Genomic DNA, 16042 nt, shown 5'->3' with positions numbered 1-16042 from the left:
GCCGTTCCGGCGGCGTTGCGGGCGTGTGAACCACCCCCCGGTCCAGCACCCGCGAACGCCTCGACGGCCAGCTCAGAAGGGGTGCGAGGGGTCCCGCCCAACACCGTGGTCCCGCCCCCGGCGGACGGTGTCGATCATGCGGGCCGCGCAGTGTAGCAGAGGTGGGGAAGGTGCTTGTGAAGGGGCTCACGAGCACCCCCTCCTGGGCAGGTGGATACTCGATGGCATGAGCACCACGGAGCGTCCCAGGATCCTTGTTGTAGGCGGAGGGTACGTAGGCCTGTACGCGGCTCGTCGCATTCTGAAGAAGATGCGCTACGGGGAGGCGACGGTCACGGTCGTCGACCCCCGCTCGTACATGACGTACCAGCCCTTCCTCCCCGAAGCCGCCGCCGGAAGCATCTCGCCCCGGCATGTCGTCGTACCGCTGCGACGCGTGCTGCCGAAGGCGGAGGTGCTCACCGGTCGAGTCACCACCATCGACCAGGACCGCAAGGTCGCCACGGTCTCGCCGCTCGTCGGTGAGGCCTACGAGCTTCCCTTCGACTATCTGATCGTCGCTCTCGGTGCCGTCTCCCGCACCTTCCCGATCCCCGGCCTCGCCGAGCAGGGCATCGGTATGAAGGGCATCGAGGAGGCGATCGGTCTCCGTAACCACGTGCTCGAACAGCTCGACAAGGCCGACTCCACGACCGACGAGGAGGTCCGCCGCAAGGCGCTGACCTTCGTCTTCGTCGGCGGTGGCTTCGCCGGCGCCGAGACCGTCGGTGAGGTCGAGGACCTGGCGCGCGACGCCGCGAAGTACTACACGAGCGTCAAGCGCGAGGACATGCGCTTCCTGCTGGTCGACGTGGCCGACAAGATCCTTCCCGAGGTCGGCCCGAAGCTGGGCAGCTGGGGCAAGGAGCACCTGGAGAGCCGGGGCGTCGAGATCTACCTCAAGACCGGCATGGAGTCCTGCGTCGACGGCCACGTCGTGCTCGGCAACGGCCTGGAGGTCGACTCCAACACCATCGTGTGGACGGCCGGCGTCAAGCCCAACCCGGCGCTCGCCCGTTACGGCCTGCCGCTCGGCCCGCGTGGTCACGTCGACACCGACGCCAAGCTCCAGGTGCAGGGCACGGACTACATCTGGGCCGCCGGCGACAACGCCCAGATCCCGGACCTGGCCGCCCGCCGGGCCGGTGTCGAGAACGCCTGGTGCCCGCCCAACGCGCAGCACGCGCTGCGTCAGTCGAAGGTCCTCGGCGACAACGTGATCTCCGGTCTGCGGGGCTTCCCGCAGAAGGAGTACAGCCACGCCAACAAGGGCGCGGTCGCCGGTCTCGGCCTGCACAAGGGCGTCGCGATGGTCGTCGTCGGCAAGCTGAAGATCAAGTTCCGTGGCCGGCTGGCCTGGTACATGCACCGTGGCTACCACGGCATGGCGATGCCGACCTGGAACCGTAAGATCCGCGTCTTCGCCGACTGGACGCTCTCGGCGTTCCTCAAGCGCGAGGTCGTCTCCCTCGGCGCGATGGAGACACCGCGCGAGGAGTTCTACGAGGCGGCCAAGCCCGCCCCGGCGCGTCAGCCCGTCGCCGCGAGGCCGGAGTCCGGCCCGGCGCCGGAGTCGAAGCCCGAGCCGGGGGCCACGAAGGCCAAGGCCGGCACCGGCGCCAAGGCCTCCTGACCGCAGGAGGGGCCACCCGGCCGCCCCCGACGACCCCGAAAGGGCCGCCCGCCATCCGTGGTGCGGGCGGCCCTTTCGCGTGCCTCCGGCGTCGAAGGTGGGTACGTGAAGGCACGCAAGGGTGCGCACTGGCAGATTTGGTCACAAAATACGTGGCGGGTGCAGCTATTTTTGCCCACCCATTGCGTGCTGTCGGGACTGCGACTCCCTCCCGGCGGTGTTTACGTGTCTGTTGAGCATTTCTGGGATCCACCGTCACGGAGGTGTGCGCCATGGCCGATGCCGCACTGCGGCTGACCACTCTTGCCGAGGAACTGCTGGGAGCACCGCTTCCCGTACGTATCCGCGCCTGGGACGGCAGCGAGTCGGGCCCGCCGGGCGCGCCGACCGTTGTCGTCCGGAACCGCCGGGCCCTGCGCCGACTGCTCTGGAAGCCGGGCGAGCTGGGACTCGCCCGCGGCTGGGTGGCCGGCGAGATCGACGTCGACGGCGATCTGTACGCCGTTCTCGACCGGATCGCCGGACTCCTCTGGGAACGGGGCGCGGACGCCCAGGAGCTGGCCCACCCGCTGCGCGACCCGCGGCTGCGCGCCGCCGGCAAGCGCCTCCTGGAGATCGTCGGACCCTGGCCGCCGCCCCCGCCGCCCCCCGAGGAGGTACGGCGCAGAAGCGGCGCCCTGCACACCAAGCGCCGGGACAGGGCCGCGATCAGCCACCACTACGACGTGGGCAACGACTTCTACGAGATGGTCCTCGGACCGTCCATGGTCTACTCCTGCGCCTATTTCGAGCACACGGACTCCCCGCTGGAGGACGCGCAGCGCGACAAGCTCGACCTCGTCTGCCGCAAGCTCGGGCTGAAGGAGGGCGAGCGGCTGCTCGACGTCGGCTGCGGCTGGGGATCCATGGCCATGCACGCCGCGCGTGAGTACGGCGCGCAGGTCACCGGGGTCACGCTCTCCCGCGAGCAGGCCGCGTTCGCGCGCAAGCGCATCGCGGGCGAGGGCCTCACCGACCGGATCGAGATCCGGGTCCAGGACTACCGGGACGTCAGGGACGGACCGTACGACGCCATCTCCTCGATCGGCATGGCCGAGCACGTGGGCTCGGTGCGTTTCCGCGAGTACGCCGACGACCTCTACGCCCTTCTCAAGCCGGGCGGCCGGCTGCTCAACCACCAGATCGGGCGCCGCCCCGAGAAGGACGAGTCCAAGTACCGCATCGACGACTTCATCGACGCCTACGTCTTCCCCGACGGTGAGCTGGCCCCGCTCGGCCGCACCGTCGGCACGCTGGAGGAGGCGGGCTTCGAGGCCAGGGACGTCGAATCCCTGCGCGAGCACTACGCGCTGACGCTCCGTCAGTGGGTGCGCAATCTGGAGCGGCACTGGACCGAGGCCGTACGGCTCACCTCACCCGGCCGCGCCCGCGTCTGGCGCCTCTACATGGCCGCCTCGGCGCTCTCCTTCGAGCACAACAGGATCGGCGTCAACCAGATCCTGGCGGTCAAGCCCGGCGAGTCGGGTGTCTCGGGTCTTCCGCTGCGCGCCCGCAGCTGGCGCTGACACGAGTCACGGCGCCCATTCGCCGTACTCGTCACGCGCGCGCCGTACCGGGCACGCGCTCGCGGTACGTCGGCACGGCGAAGGGCCCCGCACCCGGGGGGATGCGGGGCCCTTCGCCGGGCCCGGTGCGCCGGCGCGCGGCGCCGGGCTCACTCGGTCTTGATGGCCGTCAGCATGTTGAGCCTCGACGCGCTCCGGGCCGGCCAGAGCGCCGCCAGCACACCCACGAGCCCCGCGAGCACCAGGAAGATCCCGATCCGCTCCCACGGCAGGACCAGTGCGTAGCCGGGGATCGAGTCGCGGATCGTCTCGCCGATCGCCCACGCGAGGAACGTGCCGAGCCCGACGCCGATCACCGCGCCGAAGACCGAGATCACCACGGCCTCCAGGCGGATCATGCGCTTGACCCTGCGCCGGTCCAGACCGATCGCCCGCAGCATGCCGATCTCCTGCTGGCGCTCGAAGACGGACATCGCAAGGGTGTTCACGACACCGAGCACCGCGATGATCAGGGCCATCGCCAGCAGCCCGTACATGATGTTCAGCGCGGTGTTGATCATGCCGCCGAACATGTTCCGGATGTCCTGCCGGTCGTTCACGCTGATCGCGGGGTTGTCGCCCAGCGCGTCCACCAGGGCCTGTTCGTTGGCCTCGGTCATGCCGCCGTCCATGGCCACGTACACCTCGGGCGTGTGCGGCCTCGCCTCGTGCGGGTCCAGCAGATCCGTGGAGATCAGGGCCGCGGAGACGAACTCGTTCTGCTCGTACGTGGCGCCGATCCTCAGCCGCGCCGTCCTGTCGTCCGGGTACGTCACCGTGACGGTGTCGCCGGTCTTCCAGCCGCGGGACTCCGCGGTGTCCGACGCGACCGCGATCGCGTCGTCGGTCAGCGTGTCCAGCGAACCGCTCACCGTCTTGACGGACAGGACCCGCTGGACGTCCGTGGGACTCACACCGGAGGCGGAGCTGTCCTCGCCGTCGATCGACAGGTACGAGGCCCGCTGCGGGGAGACCGCGGTGACGCCCGGCGCCTTCTCCAGCGCCTTGACCGCTGATTCGTCGAGACCCTGGCCGCTGGCCATGGTGATCATGTAGTCGGCCTTGATGTTGTCCGTGGTCATCTTGTCGATGGCCTGGCCGAGCGTGACGCCGACGGTGGTGAGGCCGGTGACCAGCGTGAGGCCGATGGCCAGCGCGGAGGCGGTGGCGCCCGTACGGCGCGGGTTGCGCACCGAGTTGAGCCCGGCCAGCTTGCCCGCGACGCCGAAGAGCCGGTTCAGCAGCGGCTGCACGAGCGCGATGACCGGGCGCGAGAGCAGCGGGATCAGCACGATGACGCCGACGAGCGAGAAGAAGGCGCCGGCGCCGATGATCAGCTTGCCGTCCTTCCCGACCCCCGCGCCCGCGATGATCCCCGCCGCGCCGATGAGCGTGAGCACGGCGCCGATGGAGTTGCGCAGGACGAGCGACTTCATGGTCGCCACGGCGTGCACGCTGCTCATGGCGGCGACCGGCGGGATCTTCGCGGCCCTGCGGGAGGGCAGCCAGGCGGCGATCAGGGTGATCACGACACCGACACCGAAGGCGGCGGCCACGGCGACCGGGCTGATCACCAGCGGTCCCGCGGGCACCTTCGCGCCGAACGAGCTCATGGCCGAGCGCAACGCGACCGCGAGACCGACACCGAGGACGAAGCCGATCGCGGAGGCGACGAGGCCCACGACCAGCGCCTCGGCCATCACCGAGCGCTTGACCTGGCGGCGTGAGGCACCGACGGCGCGCAGCAGCGCCAGTTCCTTGGTGCGCTGGGCGACCAGCATCGTGAAGGTGTTGGAGATCAGGAAGATGCCGACGAAGAGCGCGATGGCGGCGAAGGCGAGCAGCATCTGGTTGATACCGCTGAGGCTGCTCTCGATCTGCCTGGCCTGCTCGTCGGCGAGCTGCGCGCCGGTCTGGGCGTCGGCGTCCTCGGGCAGCAGCGCCTCGACATCGGCGAGGATCGCCTTGTCGGAGGCGCCGGGCTCGGCGGTGATGGTCGCGCTCTGGAAGTAGCCCGGTTCCAGGTAGAGCTTCTGGGCGACGGCGGTCTCGAAGAGAACCAGGCTGCCGCCCGCGTTGACCGCGCCGTCCTCGGTGGTGAAGACACCGGAGAGGGTGTACTCCTTCACCGGTCCGTTCGTGGAGACCCGTACGCGGTCGCCGACCTTGTACTCACCCCTGGACGCGGTGGACCTGTCGAGCGCGACCTGGCCGGCCTCGGTGGGGCCCGCGCCCTCGGTGAAGTCGTACGCGGCGTCCTTGCCGTTCTCGGCGGGGGAGAAGTTCGTGCCGGTGTTGGACCAGCCGTTGCCGATGAGTTTGCCGTCCGGGTCGGCCACGCCCGCGAAGCCGTCGACCCGCGCGGTGACGGTCTTGACCCCGTCGACGGCGCCGATCCGGTCGAGGGTCTTCGGGCCGAGTCCGGGCTCCGGCTTCTTCCCGTCGGGCCCCGGCTTGTCGGTCTCGTAGGTGGAGACGGAGACGGCCACGTCCTTGTAGCTCTTGGCCGACTGCTTGTTGAAGGCGTTGCCGAGGGTGTCGGTGAAGACCAGGGTGCCGGAGACGAAGGCCACGCCGAGCATCACGGCGAGCACGGTCATCAGCAGCCGGGCCTTGTGCGCGAGCACAGTGCGCAGGGCGGTACGGAACATGGTGGGAGTCCAGACGAAGTGGGCAGGGCGAACGGACGGCTCGACCGGAGGCGTCGCTGCGGACGGACCGGGGGCCGGGAGGGGCGGCGTGTTGCCGAGGGTGCGGCGGGCGGGGCGGGTCTGCCGGGGGCCGCGGTGGGCGGGGCGGAAGGGGTGGTCAGCTCGGCCGGGCGGCGGAGGTCAGCTCCGGCGGCCCTTGGCGTCGAAGGCCTTCATCCGGTCGAGCACGCCTTCGGCGGACGGGCTCTGCATCTCGTCGACGATGCGTCCGTCCGCCAGGAAGATGACCCGGTCGGAGTAGGAGGCGGCCACCGGGTCGTGCGTGACCATGACAACGGTCTGGCCCAGCTCCCGTACGGAGTTGCGCATGAAGCCCAGCACCTCGGCGCCGGCCCGGGAGTCGAGGTTTCCGGTCGGCTCGTCACCGAAGATGATCTCGGGCTGCGAGGCCAGGGCGCGGGCCACGGCCACGCGCTGCTGCTGACCGCCGGAGAGGGCGGTGGGACGGTGGTGGAGCCGGTCCTTGAGGCCGATCATCGAGATCACGTTGTCGAGCCACTGCTTGTCGGGCTTACGGCCCGCGATGTCCATCGGCAGGGTGATGTTCTCCAGGGCCGTCAGCGTCGGGAGCAGGTTGAACGCCTGGAAGATGAAGCCGATCTTGTCCCGGCGGAGCTGGGTGAGCTGCTTGTCCTTGAGGTCGCCGAGCTCGGTGTCGCCGATGCGTACCGAGCCGCTGGTGAAGCTGTCCAGCCCGGCGACGCAGTGCATCAGGGTCGACTTGCCGGACCCGGAGGGGCCCATGATCGCGGTGAACTCACCCTGCCGGAAGTCGACGGTGACCTGGTCGAGGGCGACGACCTGCGTCTCGCCCTGCCCGTAGACCTTGGACAAGCCGGAGGCGTGGGCGGCCACGGCGCTGGCGCGGTGGAGGAGGGACATGGTCGTCACGGGCGGGGCTCCTTGCGAGGAGTGGACGGTGGATTGACTTCATCCTCTCCGCCGTACGGCTCCGGGTCGTCAGCCCGCATGCCCGTTCCCGGGGCCCTCTCGGGTCGGACCGGAAAGCCCCGCCGTCCTCCTCCGGTATGACGTCGACCCTGACTCAAGTACTGCCGTCACCCGGCGGTCGCACCGTCGACGCCTCTGGGCGATCCGTGTGCGGGGAGTGGCGAATAGTAGACAGAGAGCGGCGAGTTTCCGTCATATCCCAAGGTCCGTATCAAGACCTTCGTCCTGCTTCCGGCATGTGCCGACGGCGTGTTACCAGGGCTGACACTCCCTCAGGTGCCAATAAAATCAGACAGGATCGGCTGAGTACTCGGCCGTCCGAGGGGTCCTCCCGGATAGGCTCGTGAGCCGACGCGGAGCCGCGTACGCCCGGATGGTGGAATGCAGACACGGCGAGCTTAAACCTCGCTGCCCCAATTGGGGCGTACCGGTTCAAGTCCGGTTCCGGGCACTCCCACTGAACCTGTGCTGACCTGCGAAGATCGATTCGCCCCCCATTTTTTGCCTCTGAGGCACAGTATTGCGGAAACGTGCCTGCAGGGCGAGCGGAACGGCCAACTCGGCTCCGAAGAACCTTTCTTGACGAATAGTCAGCTCAAAGAGGCGATGAATCCGCAGCTCAGGGCCCATGATCACGTTGTCGAGTGCGCGTCAAACACCTGAATCAAGGCTTCCGGCGAACGGCCGCGGAGGCCCTCTCCGGGCGCCCCCGCGAGCCCCCCGGACGGGCGGTGAACCGGCCACCGCCGGGAACGAACGAACCCCACCCCACCGCCCGCACGCGACCGCCCCCGAAACCACGTCGAAACCCTCCCCATCGCCCGACGGGCCTCCGCCTTCCGACGGACGGGATTCCCTCCGGGGTGGGGGCGACGCCCCGTCCGGGCTGAACTCCCTTCCAGGGGCGGCACTCCGTCCGGAGGGTGGCACCTACCCCCCGGCGGACGGCAGTTCCTCCCGGCGGGCTGCGCTCCCTTCGGGAGGGCGACATCCGTCCGGGCGGGGCTTCCTTCGGGAGGGCGGCGCCTCCCCGGGGGGGCGACATCGTCCGGGCTGTAACTCCCTTCCGGGGGCGGGACTCCTCCCGGCGGGAGGCACCTCCCCCTGCCCGGGCTGAGCCCCCTCCCTCGCGGCGACGCCCCGTCCAGGGGGGCGGCACCTCGCCCCAGAGGCGACATCCGTCCGGGCTGAGCTCCCGTCCGGAGGGCTGAACTTCCTGCCCGGAGCCTCCGGGGCCCCGGAGGCTCCGCGCCCCGACCGGTGCGTGCGGCCGAGCTCGAAGTCGCTGAGAAGCCTCCCTGCTTCCGTCCGCGTCCCTCCTCCCGGGGGCGGCCCCTCCCCCGGGAGGGCGACATCGTCCGGGCTGTAACTCCCTTCCAGTGGTGGCACTCCGTCCGGAGGGCGGCACACCTCCGCCCGGCGGGCGGGACTCCCTCCCGGTGGGAGGCGCCTCCCCCAGCCAGGGCTGAGCCCCCCTCCCGGGGGGGGCGACGCTCCGTCGGGAGGGTGGCTCCTCCCAGCCCGGAGGGGGGCATCCGTCCGGGTTGAACTCCCTCCGGGGGGGCGACACCCGGCCCGGGCTGAGCCCCCCGGGGGCCGCGCCTCGCCCCGCAGGGCGACGCCCCGTCCCGGCGGGCGCCAGGGGGCACGCCACCTCCCCCCGGAGGGATGAATCACCCGAAAGAGTGAAATTCCGCTCTGGGCACGGCGGTGCGCACGCTCCATAGTTGTGGAGAGCGGTAGGCGCGGAGTTGGGACGTCGACCGTGCCGGTCATCTCCCACAGGAGCTCACCATGGAGCCGCTCTTCCGCCTTGCCCTGCTACGGCCCGCCATCACCCAGGACCCCGACAACCCCAGCGTCGAACTGGCCCAACAGACCGACTTCCAGCAGGCGTTGGCCGCCGCGTCGAGTGCCGTCGATCCACGTGCCGAACTGCGGCGCGTGGTGGGCGGATACGTCGCGGGCCCGCTGTTCATCGCCCGGCCCGAGCAGACTCCGCTCGCGAGGGAGACGGCGAAGTTCGTGGCCGCGCTGGACCGGCTGCTCGCGCCCCGCTCACCACGGACCGCGGCCGGAGCGGCACCCGCCGCCGCCCCGCCCTCGCTGCGCGACACGGTGATCGCGGCCGTACGGGACGCGTTCGGCGCCCCGCCCGCGGACGTCGTGCAGAGCGCCCCGTACAAGACCTCCGTCGCCCGGCTCCGGGACAGCGTGCTGGCCATCAAGTACCTGCCGTCGGAGCACGCCCGCGCCCTGGAGGAACTCGTACGCCAGCTCCGGCACCTGGAGATCGTCTCCCGTCTGGTGACGCAGACCGCCTTCCCCTCCGGCGCGCAGGAGTTGCGGCGCGCCCGCAGACGTCCCCTCCGCCTGCCGTACGAGACGGGCCTCGAAGCCGTGACGTCCACCGTCGAGGCCGAGCGCGTGCGGCGCGAGAAGGAGGCCGAGGCGGCCAGGATCCGCCGCGAGCGCGCCGAACAACTGCTCGGCCTCTACCAGCAGTTGCGCAGAGCGGTCGTCGAACTCACCGGCCTCGGCGGCGAGCACTTCAGCATCTCCGCACAGAGCGGCTCCGAACAGGTGCTGCCGCCGGCCGAGTACACCCCCCACGCCGAACTGGCCCGGCAGATCAGCTTCCACAGCCGCCTCTCGGAGGCCAACCTGCGGGCCCTCGCCGGAGGAGGTACGGGAACGGGCGGCGCGGCCCCGGGCGCCGCCGCCGAGGAACCGACCCCCACGCCCCCGGAGATCCCCGTGGCCGGCGCCGCGGAACTCGCCGGGCAGGTCTTCGGCGCCAGACCGGACCTGCTCGCCGGCACCCCCGGTTTCGTCCCGGCGGTCCTCGGCGAACTGGGGTTCCGCCTCGGCCCGGACGCCGTAGAGCAGCTGTCGGAGGCCACCCGCGCCCTGCTGACGGCCCGCGGCATCGTCGTCTCGGCCCAGCCGCTGGACCGGATCGTCGCGCTCCTCCAGGGCGAGGCCGACCGGACGGCCACCGAGCTGGAGAAACTGTTCGGCAAGCCCGTCAAGCGCAGTGTGCGGCGGATCGGCGACACGCTCGTCACCACCTCCACACCCCTGCCGTCCGTCTGGAACGCCCTGACCATCGGGGCCCTGGACCCGGTCGAGGAGATCCCGCTGGAGACGGGCTCCGTCCCGGCCACCCGGGGCAGCGTGAAGCCGTCCGGCGTCGCCGATCTCCTCGTGGTCCGCCAGCAGCTGATCGGCTACGAGGGCGCCGACATCGCCCATATCGAGAACGTCCTCAAGGGCGAGACCAAACTCCGGGAGCACACCCGGCGCGAGGAGACCGAACAGATCACCGTGACCGAGACGGAGACGACCACCTCGGAGGAGCGCGAGCTGGAGTCGACCGACCGTTTCGAGATGAGCCGCGAGGCGAGCGCCGTCATCAAGGAGGACGCGTCGCTGAAGGCCGGACTCACGGTCACCGGCAAGTACGGCCCCACGGTGGAGTTCTCGGCCTCCGCCGAGGGCTCCGTCTCCCGGTCGAAGGAGGAGGCGACCAAGTCGGCGTCCACCTTCTCCCAGGACGTCACCCAGCGCAGCGCCAGCAAGATCTCCGAGCGGGTGCTCCAGCGCACCACCCTGCGGATCACCACCGAGGTCACCGAGAAGAACACCCACACGCTCGACAACAACCCCGGCGTCGAGCACATCTCCGGCGTCTACCAGTGGGTGAACAAGGTCTACCGGGCACAGATGTTCAACTACGGGCTGCGCACGATGTTCGACTTCATGATCCCCGAGCCCGCCGCGTTCCTCATCCACACCCTCCAGTCGGCCCACGCCGGCGCCGTCCAGGTGGAGAAACCGCCGGCCTTCACCCTCCGGTCCGACCAGATCAACGAGATCAACTACCAGTACTGGGTGCGGCTCTACCAGGCGACCGACGTCCTGCCGCCGCCCGAGATGTATCTGACCAAGTCCTTCGACTTCAAGGCGGGCGGCGGGGACAGCAAGACCAACTACAACCACTCGGGTCAGGTCACCATCGACGAGGGCTACCAGGCGCTCCAGGGCTCGGTCGCCCATCTCTGCAACATCTGGGAGGGCCGGCACTCCCTGGACGTCGCGGTGGGCCGCAGGACCCACCGGTTCCACCCGGAGGACCCCTGGGTGTGGATCACCATGCTCGACGAGGAGCAGGGCTCGATCCCCGTCGCCGTCGACAGCTTCCGGCTCTCCCAGGTGGCGGTCGCCGTCGAGATCAAGTGCATGCGCACCGAGCGCGCGATGGAGAAGTGGCGGGCGGAGACGCACGCCAAGCTGACCACCGCCTACCGCGCCCGCCTCGGGGACTACGAGGAGAAGGTCGCCGCGCTCACCTTCGCCGCCGGTGTCGCCATCGAGGGCCGCAACCCCCTGGCCAACCAGGAGCTGATCTCCCAGGAACTGCGCAAGAGCTGCGTCTCCATCCTGAGCAGGCAGCACTTCGACCTCTTCGACGCGATGCGCGAACGCCTCGGCGAGGCCCCGCAGATGGACATCGACGAGGCCGCGGCGGAGGGCGCCTACGTCCGCTTCTTCGAGCAGGCCTTCGAGTGGGAGCATCTGACATGGGTCGCGTATCCGTACTTCTGGGGCCGTAAGAGCCAGTGGGACGAGCGTCTGGCGTACGACGACCCCGACCCGCAGTTCAACCAGTTCCTCAAGGCCGGGTACTGCCGGGTCTCGGTCCCCGCCCGCCTCGGTTTCGAGGGCGCCATCGACCACTTCATGAACTTCGGCGAGCTCTGGAACGGCGGCCCCCTCCCGACCGTCTCCAGCCCCCTCTTCCTGCCGATCGCCGACGAGATCGCCGAACGTCTCGACCGCCCGGGCGACGAGATCCCCCAGGGCGAGCAGTGGACCGTACGCGTCCCGACCAATCTGGTACGGCTCCGCCCCGACGACGACCTGCCGCGCTGGGTACAGAACGCCGACGGCGAGTGGATCGAGGCCTGAGCCGGTGAAGCAATTCGTCCTGGTGGCCGGGTACGAGAAGCCGCCCAAGCAACTTCCGTTCCGGGCGTACTGCGAGAACCGGGTCAGGCAGCATCTCGTGGCCAACAAGGCAAAGGAGGACCTGGTGTTCCAGATCTTCGACGTGGGCAAAGGGGAGGTGGTCATCAGGAGGTTCACCTACCCGGGAGGCCGGCAGACCGAGACGGTGGCCGCGGTCCGCTCCTTCGAGCGGATCACCCGCGCCCACTACGACGGGAACGCCTTCAAGGACGAGCAGGACGGTGTGATGTCGGTCCTGGAGGTCTACGCGGCCGTCCAGGCGATCGGACGGGCCGCCCCCGGCACCCTGATGGAGCTGAGCTTCCTCTCCCACGGCTACGCGGGCGGCCCGGTCCTGGTGGACAGCACCGACGACGGACAGGTGGAGCGGGCCGACTCCGCCGGGGTCAGACAGCTCATCCTCGATCTGGGCGACCGGCGCGACCCCGACGACCACGACCCGCGCGTGAAGGACTTCCGCGAGGTGAACATGCGCCCCGCGGAGTTCGCCGCCTTCCGCGCGGCCTACCATCCCGACGGCTTCAACTGGAGCTGGGGATGCGCCTTCAACCATCAGGTCAACGAGATCCTGCACAAGATGGAGCACCACCCCGACTACCGCTCCGCGGGCCTGCCCGACACCAAGATCCTGCTCTTCGACAACCTCACCCGGGCGAACGTGGCCAACCTCTCGCTGATGCTGGGAACGAGGTTCCCCGACCACCGGAAGGTGGAGCTCCCCTTCGGTGAGCTGAAGCTCTTCTTCCGCAGGCACATCCTGGACTCCTACAGCCACGCGCTGGCGGTCGCCTCCGGACGGATCACGTTCGGCGGTCTGATCGGCACCTTCTCGGAGCCCGACGGCGCCCCCCGCCCGCTGATGCGCGTCAACGGCCGCTTCACCAGGCACTTCACCTTCTACCGGAACTACTTCGGCTTCGGCTTCGACCCCGAGCGCAGGGGATACGGCGCCTACGATCCGGCGTTCACCTGATCGCCGCACGGCCGTTTGATTCCGCCCACGGCCGGGCCCCGCCGACGTCACGATCGCGGAAAGATCCTCCCAGGGCACTAGGGTGTTCCTTTTGCTCCCGCATTACTCTTGTGCTCAAGGCCGCGCAGGGCGGCCGCCATGGAGGAGTGAGATGAGGAGCAGCAACCCGGTCTTCTCGCGACGGGGCTTCAGTCGCGACAACGGCCAAGCGGGCTTCCACGCGGCGCCGCAGGCCGGGGGCCCCGCCGTAGGCACGCAGAACCCGTACGCGACCAACCCGTACGCCGCCAACCCTTACGCCCCGCAGACGGACGGTCAGCACGGCGGCCCCCAGGCGCCCGCCCGCGCCGGGGTCATGACGATCGACGACGTGGTGACGCGCACCGCGTCCACGCTCGGCACCGTCGTCCTCACGGCCGTCCTGGCCTGGGTCCTGCTCCCGGTCGACGAGAGCAACCTCGGCAAGTCGTACGGCATCGCCATCGGCGCGGCCCTCGTGGCCCTGGTGCTCGCCCTGGTCCAGTCGTTCAAGCGCACGCCGGTCCCGGCGCTGATCCTCGGGTACGCCGCGTTCGAGGGCGTCTTCCTCGGCGTGATCAGCAGCGCGGTGAGCACGTACCTCTCGCCGGGCGTGGTCGTCCAGGCCGTGATGGGCACGATGGCGGTCTTCGCCGGTGTGCTGTTCGCGTACAAGATGCGCTGGATCCGTGTCACGCGCCGCTTCTACGGCTTCGTGATGGCCGCCGCGATGGGCTTCGTGCTCCTCATGGTCGCCAACCTGCTGTTCAGCGTCTTCGGCGGCGGCGACGGTCTCGGCTTCCGCAGCGGCGGCCTCGGCATCCTCTTCGGTGTGCTCGGCATCATCCTCGGCGCCTGCTTCCTGGCGCTCGACTTCAAGCAGGTCGAGGACGGTGTGACGTACGGCGCGCCGCGCGAGGAGTCCTGGATGGCGGCCTTCGGCCTCACCATGACGCTGGTCTGGATCTACCTGGAGATGCTGCGGCTCTTCTCGATCCTGAGCGGCAACGACTAGGACAGCTGACCGGTACGACGAAGGGGTCCATCGGCGAAAGCCCGTGGACCCCTTCGGCGTACGTACCGGGTCGGTGGTCAGCCCAGACGGCGGGCGGCCCGCCTCAGGTCGTGCTCGTGGATGATCGCCTTGGCGTGTCCGTACGCGAGGTCGTGCTCGCCGCGGAGCCAGGCGACCTTCTCGTCGAACCGCACGAGGGCGGGACCGTCGTCGACCGCGCGGAGCCAGTCGGAGATCTCGCGGCCGGTGCACTGTGGGATACGGGACAGCAGGTTGCGGTGGGTCTCTTCGGAGAAAACAAGGGACATCGGCGCCTCCGGAGGCAGCTTCGCGCGTACTGGTCCTTCACGTCACCGTGCCTGAGCGTTCGCCCGTTGGCAACAGTTCCGGGGAGGCGCGTAGGGTCGCGGCGTGCTTGATACGACGCGCCTCACCGCCGCCGTGGACCGATTCGCCGACCGACTGCGGGCCGCCCCGCAGAGCAGGTTGCAGCGCGGTGCCGCGGCCGAAGGACTGGCCCTGGCCAGGGAATTGTCCGTGACCGCCCAGCGCATCGAGACCCCGGACGGCGAACCGCCGAGGCCCCCGCGGATCATGCCGGACGCCGGCGTCTTCGCCGTCGCCGATCAACTCACGGTCGCGGCGGGTGACTTGGCCGAGGCATTGAGAACGGCCCCGTCCGTCGTGGAACTGGACGAGGCCGTGCGGGCCGTCGAGCGGGCCGTGGCTAGAGCGAAGCTATGACCCGGTCGGCGAGGATGTAGATGTGGTCGCCGACGGGAGCGTCCTCGTCCGCCGTGTCCGCGTCCCGCGCGTCGGCCCCGCACGCTCCGGCGGGCGCGCCGCAGGAGAACGTGAGGGCGTACGCCCCGGAGATGCCCGAGCCCCCCAGCAGGAACGGTGTACCCCCGTCGCGCAGGGCGCCCGCGAGGCGTTCGGCGGTCTCCCGGTGGCCCGGGGTCATGCAGAGCGTCGTACCGTCCGTGAAGACGTACACGTCCAGCGTGCCCAGCGGGCCGGGGCGGACGTCGGCGAGGGCGGTACGGGCGTCGGCCAGCTCCTCGAGGCGGGCGACCGTGCGCTCGTGGTCGGTGACGACCGGCGTGCGGACCGGTACGAAGTCCGGGTGCGAGGGGTGCCTGCGGCGGGCGGCGGCCAGCTCAGGGGAGTCCTCTGCGAACTCACCGACCTCGCTGACCTCACTGACCTCGCTCAGCCCCGGGAGCCCGTCGAAGGGTCCGTACTCCCCGGAGTCCTCCAGGTCGTCGTACTCCGCGAGACCCGTGGCGTCGGCGTCGGAGTCCGCGCTGTCGTCCAGCTCGTCGCGCTCGCGCAGCTCGGCCAGTTCCGCCAGCTCCGCGAGGTCGTCGTAGTCGTCGTCCCTGGCACGGCGGGCCCGGTCGGCGCGGTCGAGGGCGTCCAGGTCCAGCGCCTCCAGACCCACGAAGTCGGCCTGGCGCGGTACGTAGAAGGGGCCGTCGTCGGCGCCGGGACCGGTGAGTCCGCTCAGCAGCGACGGCGCGTCGGTCGCGTCGCGGGCCTCCTGCGCGGCCCAGAAGGCACGCGCCTCGGCCAGCTCCCGCTCGCGCTCCTCGGCCAGGGCCTCGGCCACCGCGAGCCGTATGTCCTCGGTGGACGTGGCGGTGGAAGGCACCGGTTCGCCGGAGCGTGCGTGCGGTACGGCCGCGCTCTCGCGGTCCCGGCCGGCCAGGGACAGTTCGCCGCGCAGGGCGGTGACCTCCCGCCGCAGCCCGTGTGCGGCGTGCAGGGCGGCGACGCCCACGGCCGTGGCGGCGGCCGTGGTGAGCAGCAGGGCAATAGACATGGCGCTCACTGACTTACTCCCGGTCTTCAATGGTCCCCCGACTTCCTACATCAGCTTGTCGTGGGGGCGCGCACGTCGGCAGTGCATTACGTCATGAATTGGACAGGTCTTTCGACCTTACGATCAGCCCCATTACCGCCGTGAACAGCGTAAATGGGTCTCCCCCAGCAGGTAGGTCACATCCTGGGGGAGATTGAGTCACGACTGGGGCTCGACCGGGTTCAGCTCAGCCGCTCGGCCCC

At 70.1% G+C, this 16042-nt stretch carries 10 protein-coding genes and 1 tRNA gene; 7 read left to right on the top strand and 4 right to left on the bottom strand.

The window, feature by feature from the left end:
- Positions 1 to 226: 226 nt before the first annotated feature.
- Positions 227 to 1672: an NAD(P)/FAD-dependent oxidoreductase gene (locus ACFWU9_RS13440; RefSeq protein ID WP_384317529.1), complete on the top strand. Its 1446-nt coding sequence runs from the start codon at positions 227 to 229 to the stop codon at positions 1670 to 1672.
- 272 nt (positions 1673 to 1944) lie between these two features.
- Positions 1945 to 3237: a class I SAM-dependent methyltransferase gene (locus tag ACFWU9_RS13435; protein ID WP_384317526.1), complete on the top strand. Its 1293-nt coding sequence runs from the start codon at positions 1945 to 1947 to the stop codon at positions 3235 to 3237.
- 149 nt (positions 3238 to 3386) lie between these two features.
- Here ACFWU9_RS13435 and ACFWU9_RS13430 read toward each other — a convergent pair whose 3' ends face one another.
- Positions 3387 to 5927 carry an ABC transporter permease gene (locus tag ACFWU9_RS13430; protein WP_384317523.1) on the bottom strand — a complete coding sequence of 847 codons (2541 nt, stop codon included), beginning with the start codon at positions 5925 to 5927 and terminating at the stop codon, positions 3387 to 3389.
- Positions 5928 to 6107: 180 nt separating this feature from the next.
- On the bottom strand, positions 6108 to 6869 hold the full coding sequence (locus ACFWU9_RS13425; RefSeq protein ID WP_384317690.1) for an ABC transporter ATP-binding protein: 762 nt from the start codon (positions 6867 to 6869) through the stop codon (positions 6108 to 6110).
- 436 nt (positions 6870 to 7305) lie between these two features.
- On the opposite strand from ACFWU9_RS13425, the gene ACFWU9_RS13420 reads away from it, so the two are divergent.
- From ACFWU9_RS13420 to ACFWU9_RS13405, 4 genes are all read left to right on the top strand, one after another.
- Positions 7306 to 7389: transfer RNA gene (locus tag ACFWU9_RS13420), tRNA-Leu, on the top strand.
- 1343 nt (positions 7390 to 8732) lie between these two features.
- A complete protein-coding gene (locus ACFWU9_RS13415; protein WP_384317521.1) occupies positions 8733 to 11909 on the top strand; it encodes a hypothetical protein in 3177 nt (1058 codons plus the stop codon).
- Positions 11910 to 11913: 4 nt separating this feature from the next.
- The gene (locus tag ACFWU9_RS13410) at positions 11914 to 12942 is read left to right on the top strand and encodes a hypothetical protein (RefSeq protein WP_384317518.1); all 1029 of its coding nucleotides are present in this window, start codon (positions 11914 to 11916) and stop codon (positions 12940 to 12942) included.
- 151 nt (positions 12943 to 13093) lie between these two features.
- The gene (locus ACFWU9_RS13405; RefSeq protein WP_384317515.1) at positions 13094 to 13975 is read left to right on the top strand and encodes a Bax inhibitor-1/YccA family protein; all 882 of its coding nucleotides are present in this window, start codon (positions 13094 to 13096) and stop codon (positions 13973 to 13975) included.
- A 77-nt stretch (positions 13976 to 14052) separates the two neighbouring features.
- Here the strand turns inward: ACFWU9_RS13405 and ACFWU9_RS13400 are convergent, their stop codons facing one another.
- Positions 14053 to 14283: a DUF4287 domain-containing protein gene (locus tag ACFWU9_RS13400; protein ID WP_384317513.1), complete on the bottom strand. Its 231-nt coding sequence runs from the start codon at positions 14281 to 14283 to the stop codon at positions 14053 to 14055.
- Between the two features lie 103 nt (positions 14284 to 14386).
- Between ACFWU9_RS13400 and ACFWU9_RS13395 the strand changes: the two genes are divergently transcribed.
- The gene (locus ACFWU9_RS13395; RefSeq protein ID WP_384317510.1) at positions 14387 to 14719 is read left to right on the top strand and encodes a hypothetical protein; all 333 of its coding nucleotides are present in this window, start codon (positions 14387 to 14389) and stop codon (positions 14717 to 14719) included.
- Here the strand turns inward: ACFWU9_RS13395 and ACFWU9_RS13390 are convergent.
- Positions 14703 to 15800 carry a hypothetical protein gene (locus ACFWU9_RS13390; protein WP_384317508.1) on the bottom strand — a complete coding sequence of 366 codons (1098 nt, stop codon included), beginning with the start codon at positions 15798 to 15800 and terminating at the stop codon, positions 14703 to 14705. The genes ACFWU9_RS13395 and ACFWU9_RS13390 overlap by 17 nt on opposite strands.
- Positions 15801 to 16042 lie beyond the last annotated feature (242 nt).

The organism is Streptomyces sp. NPDC058653 (assembly GCF_042716895.1).
Taxonomy (GTDB): domain Bacteria; phylum Actinomycetota; class Actinomycetes; order Streptomycetales; family Streptomycetaceae; genus Streptomyces.
The sequence above is the reverse complement of the archived record's forward strand: the minus strand, read 5'-3'. Positions and strand labels throughout refer to the sequence as shown.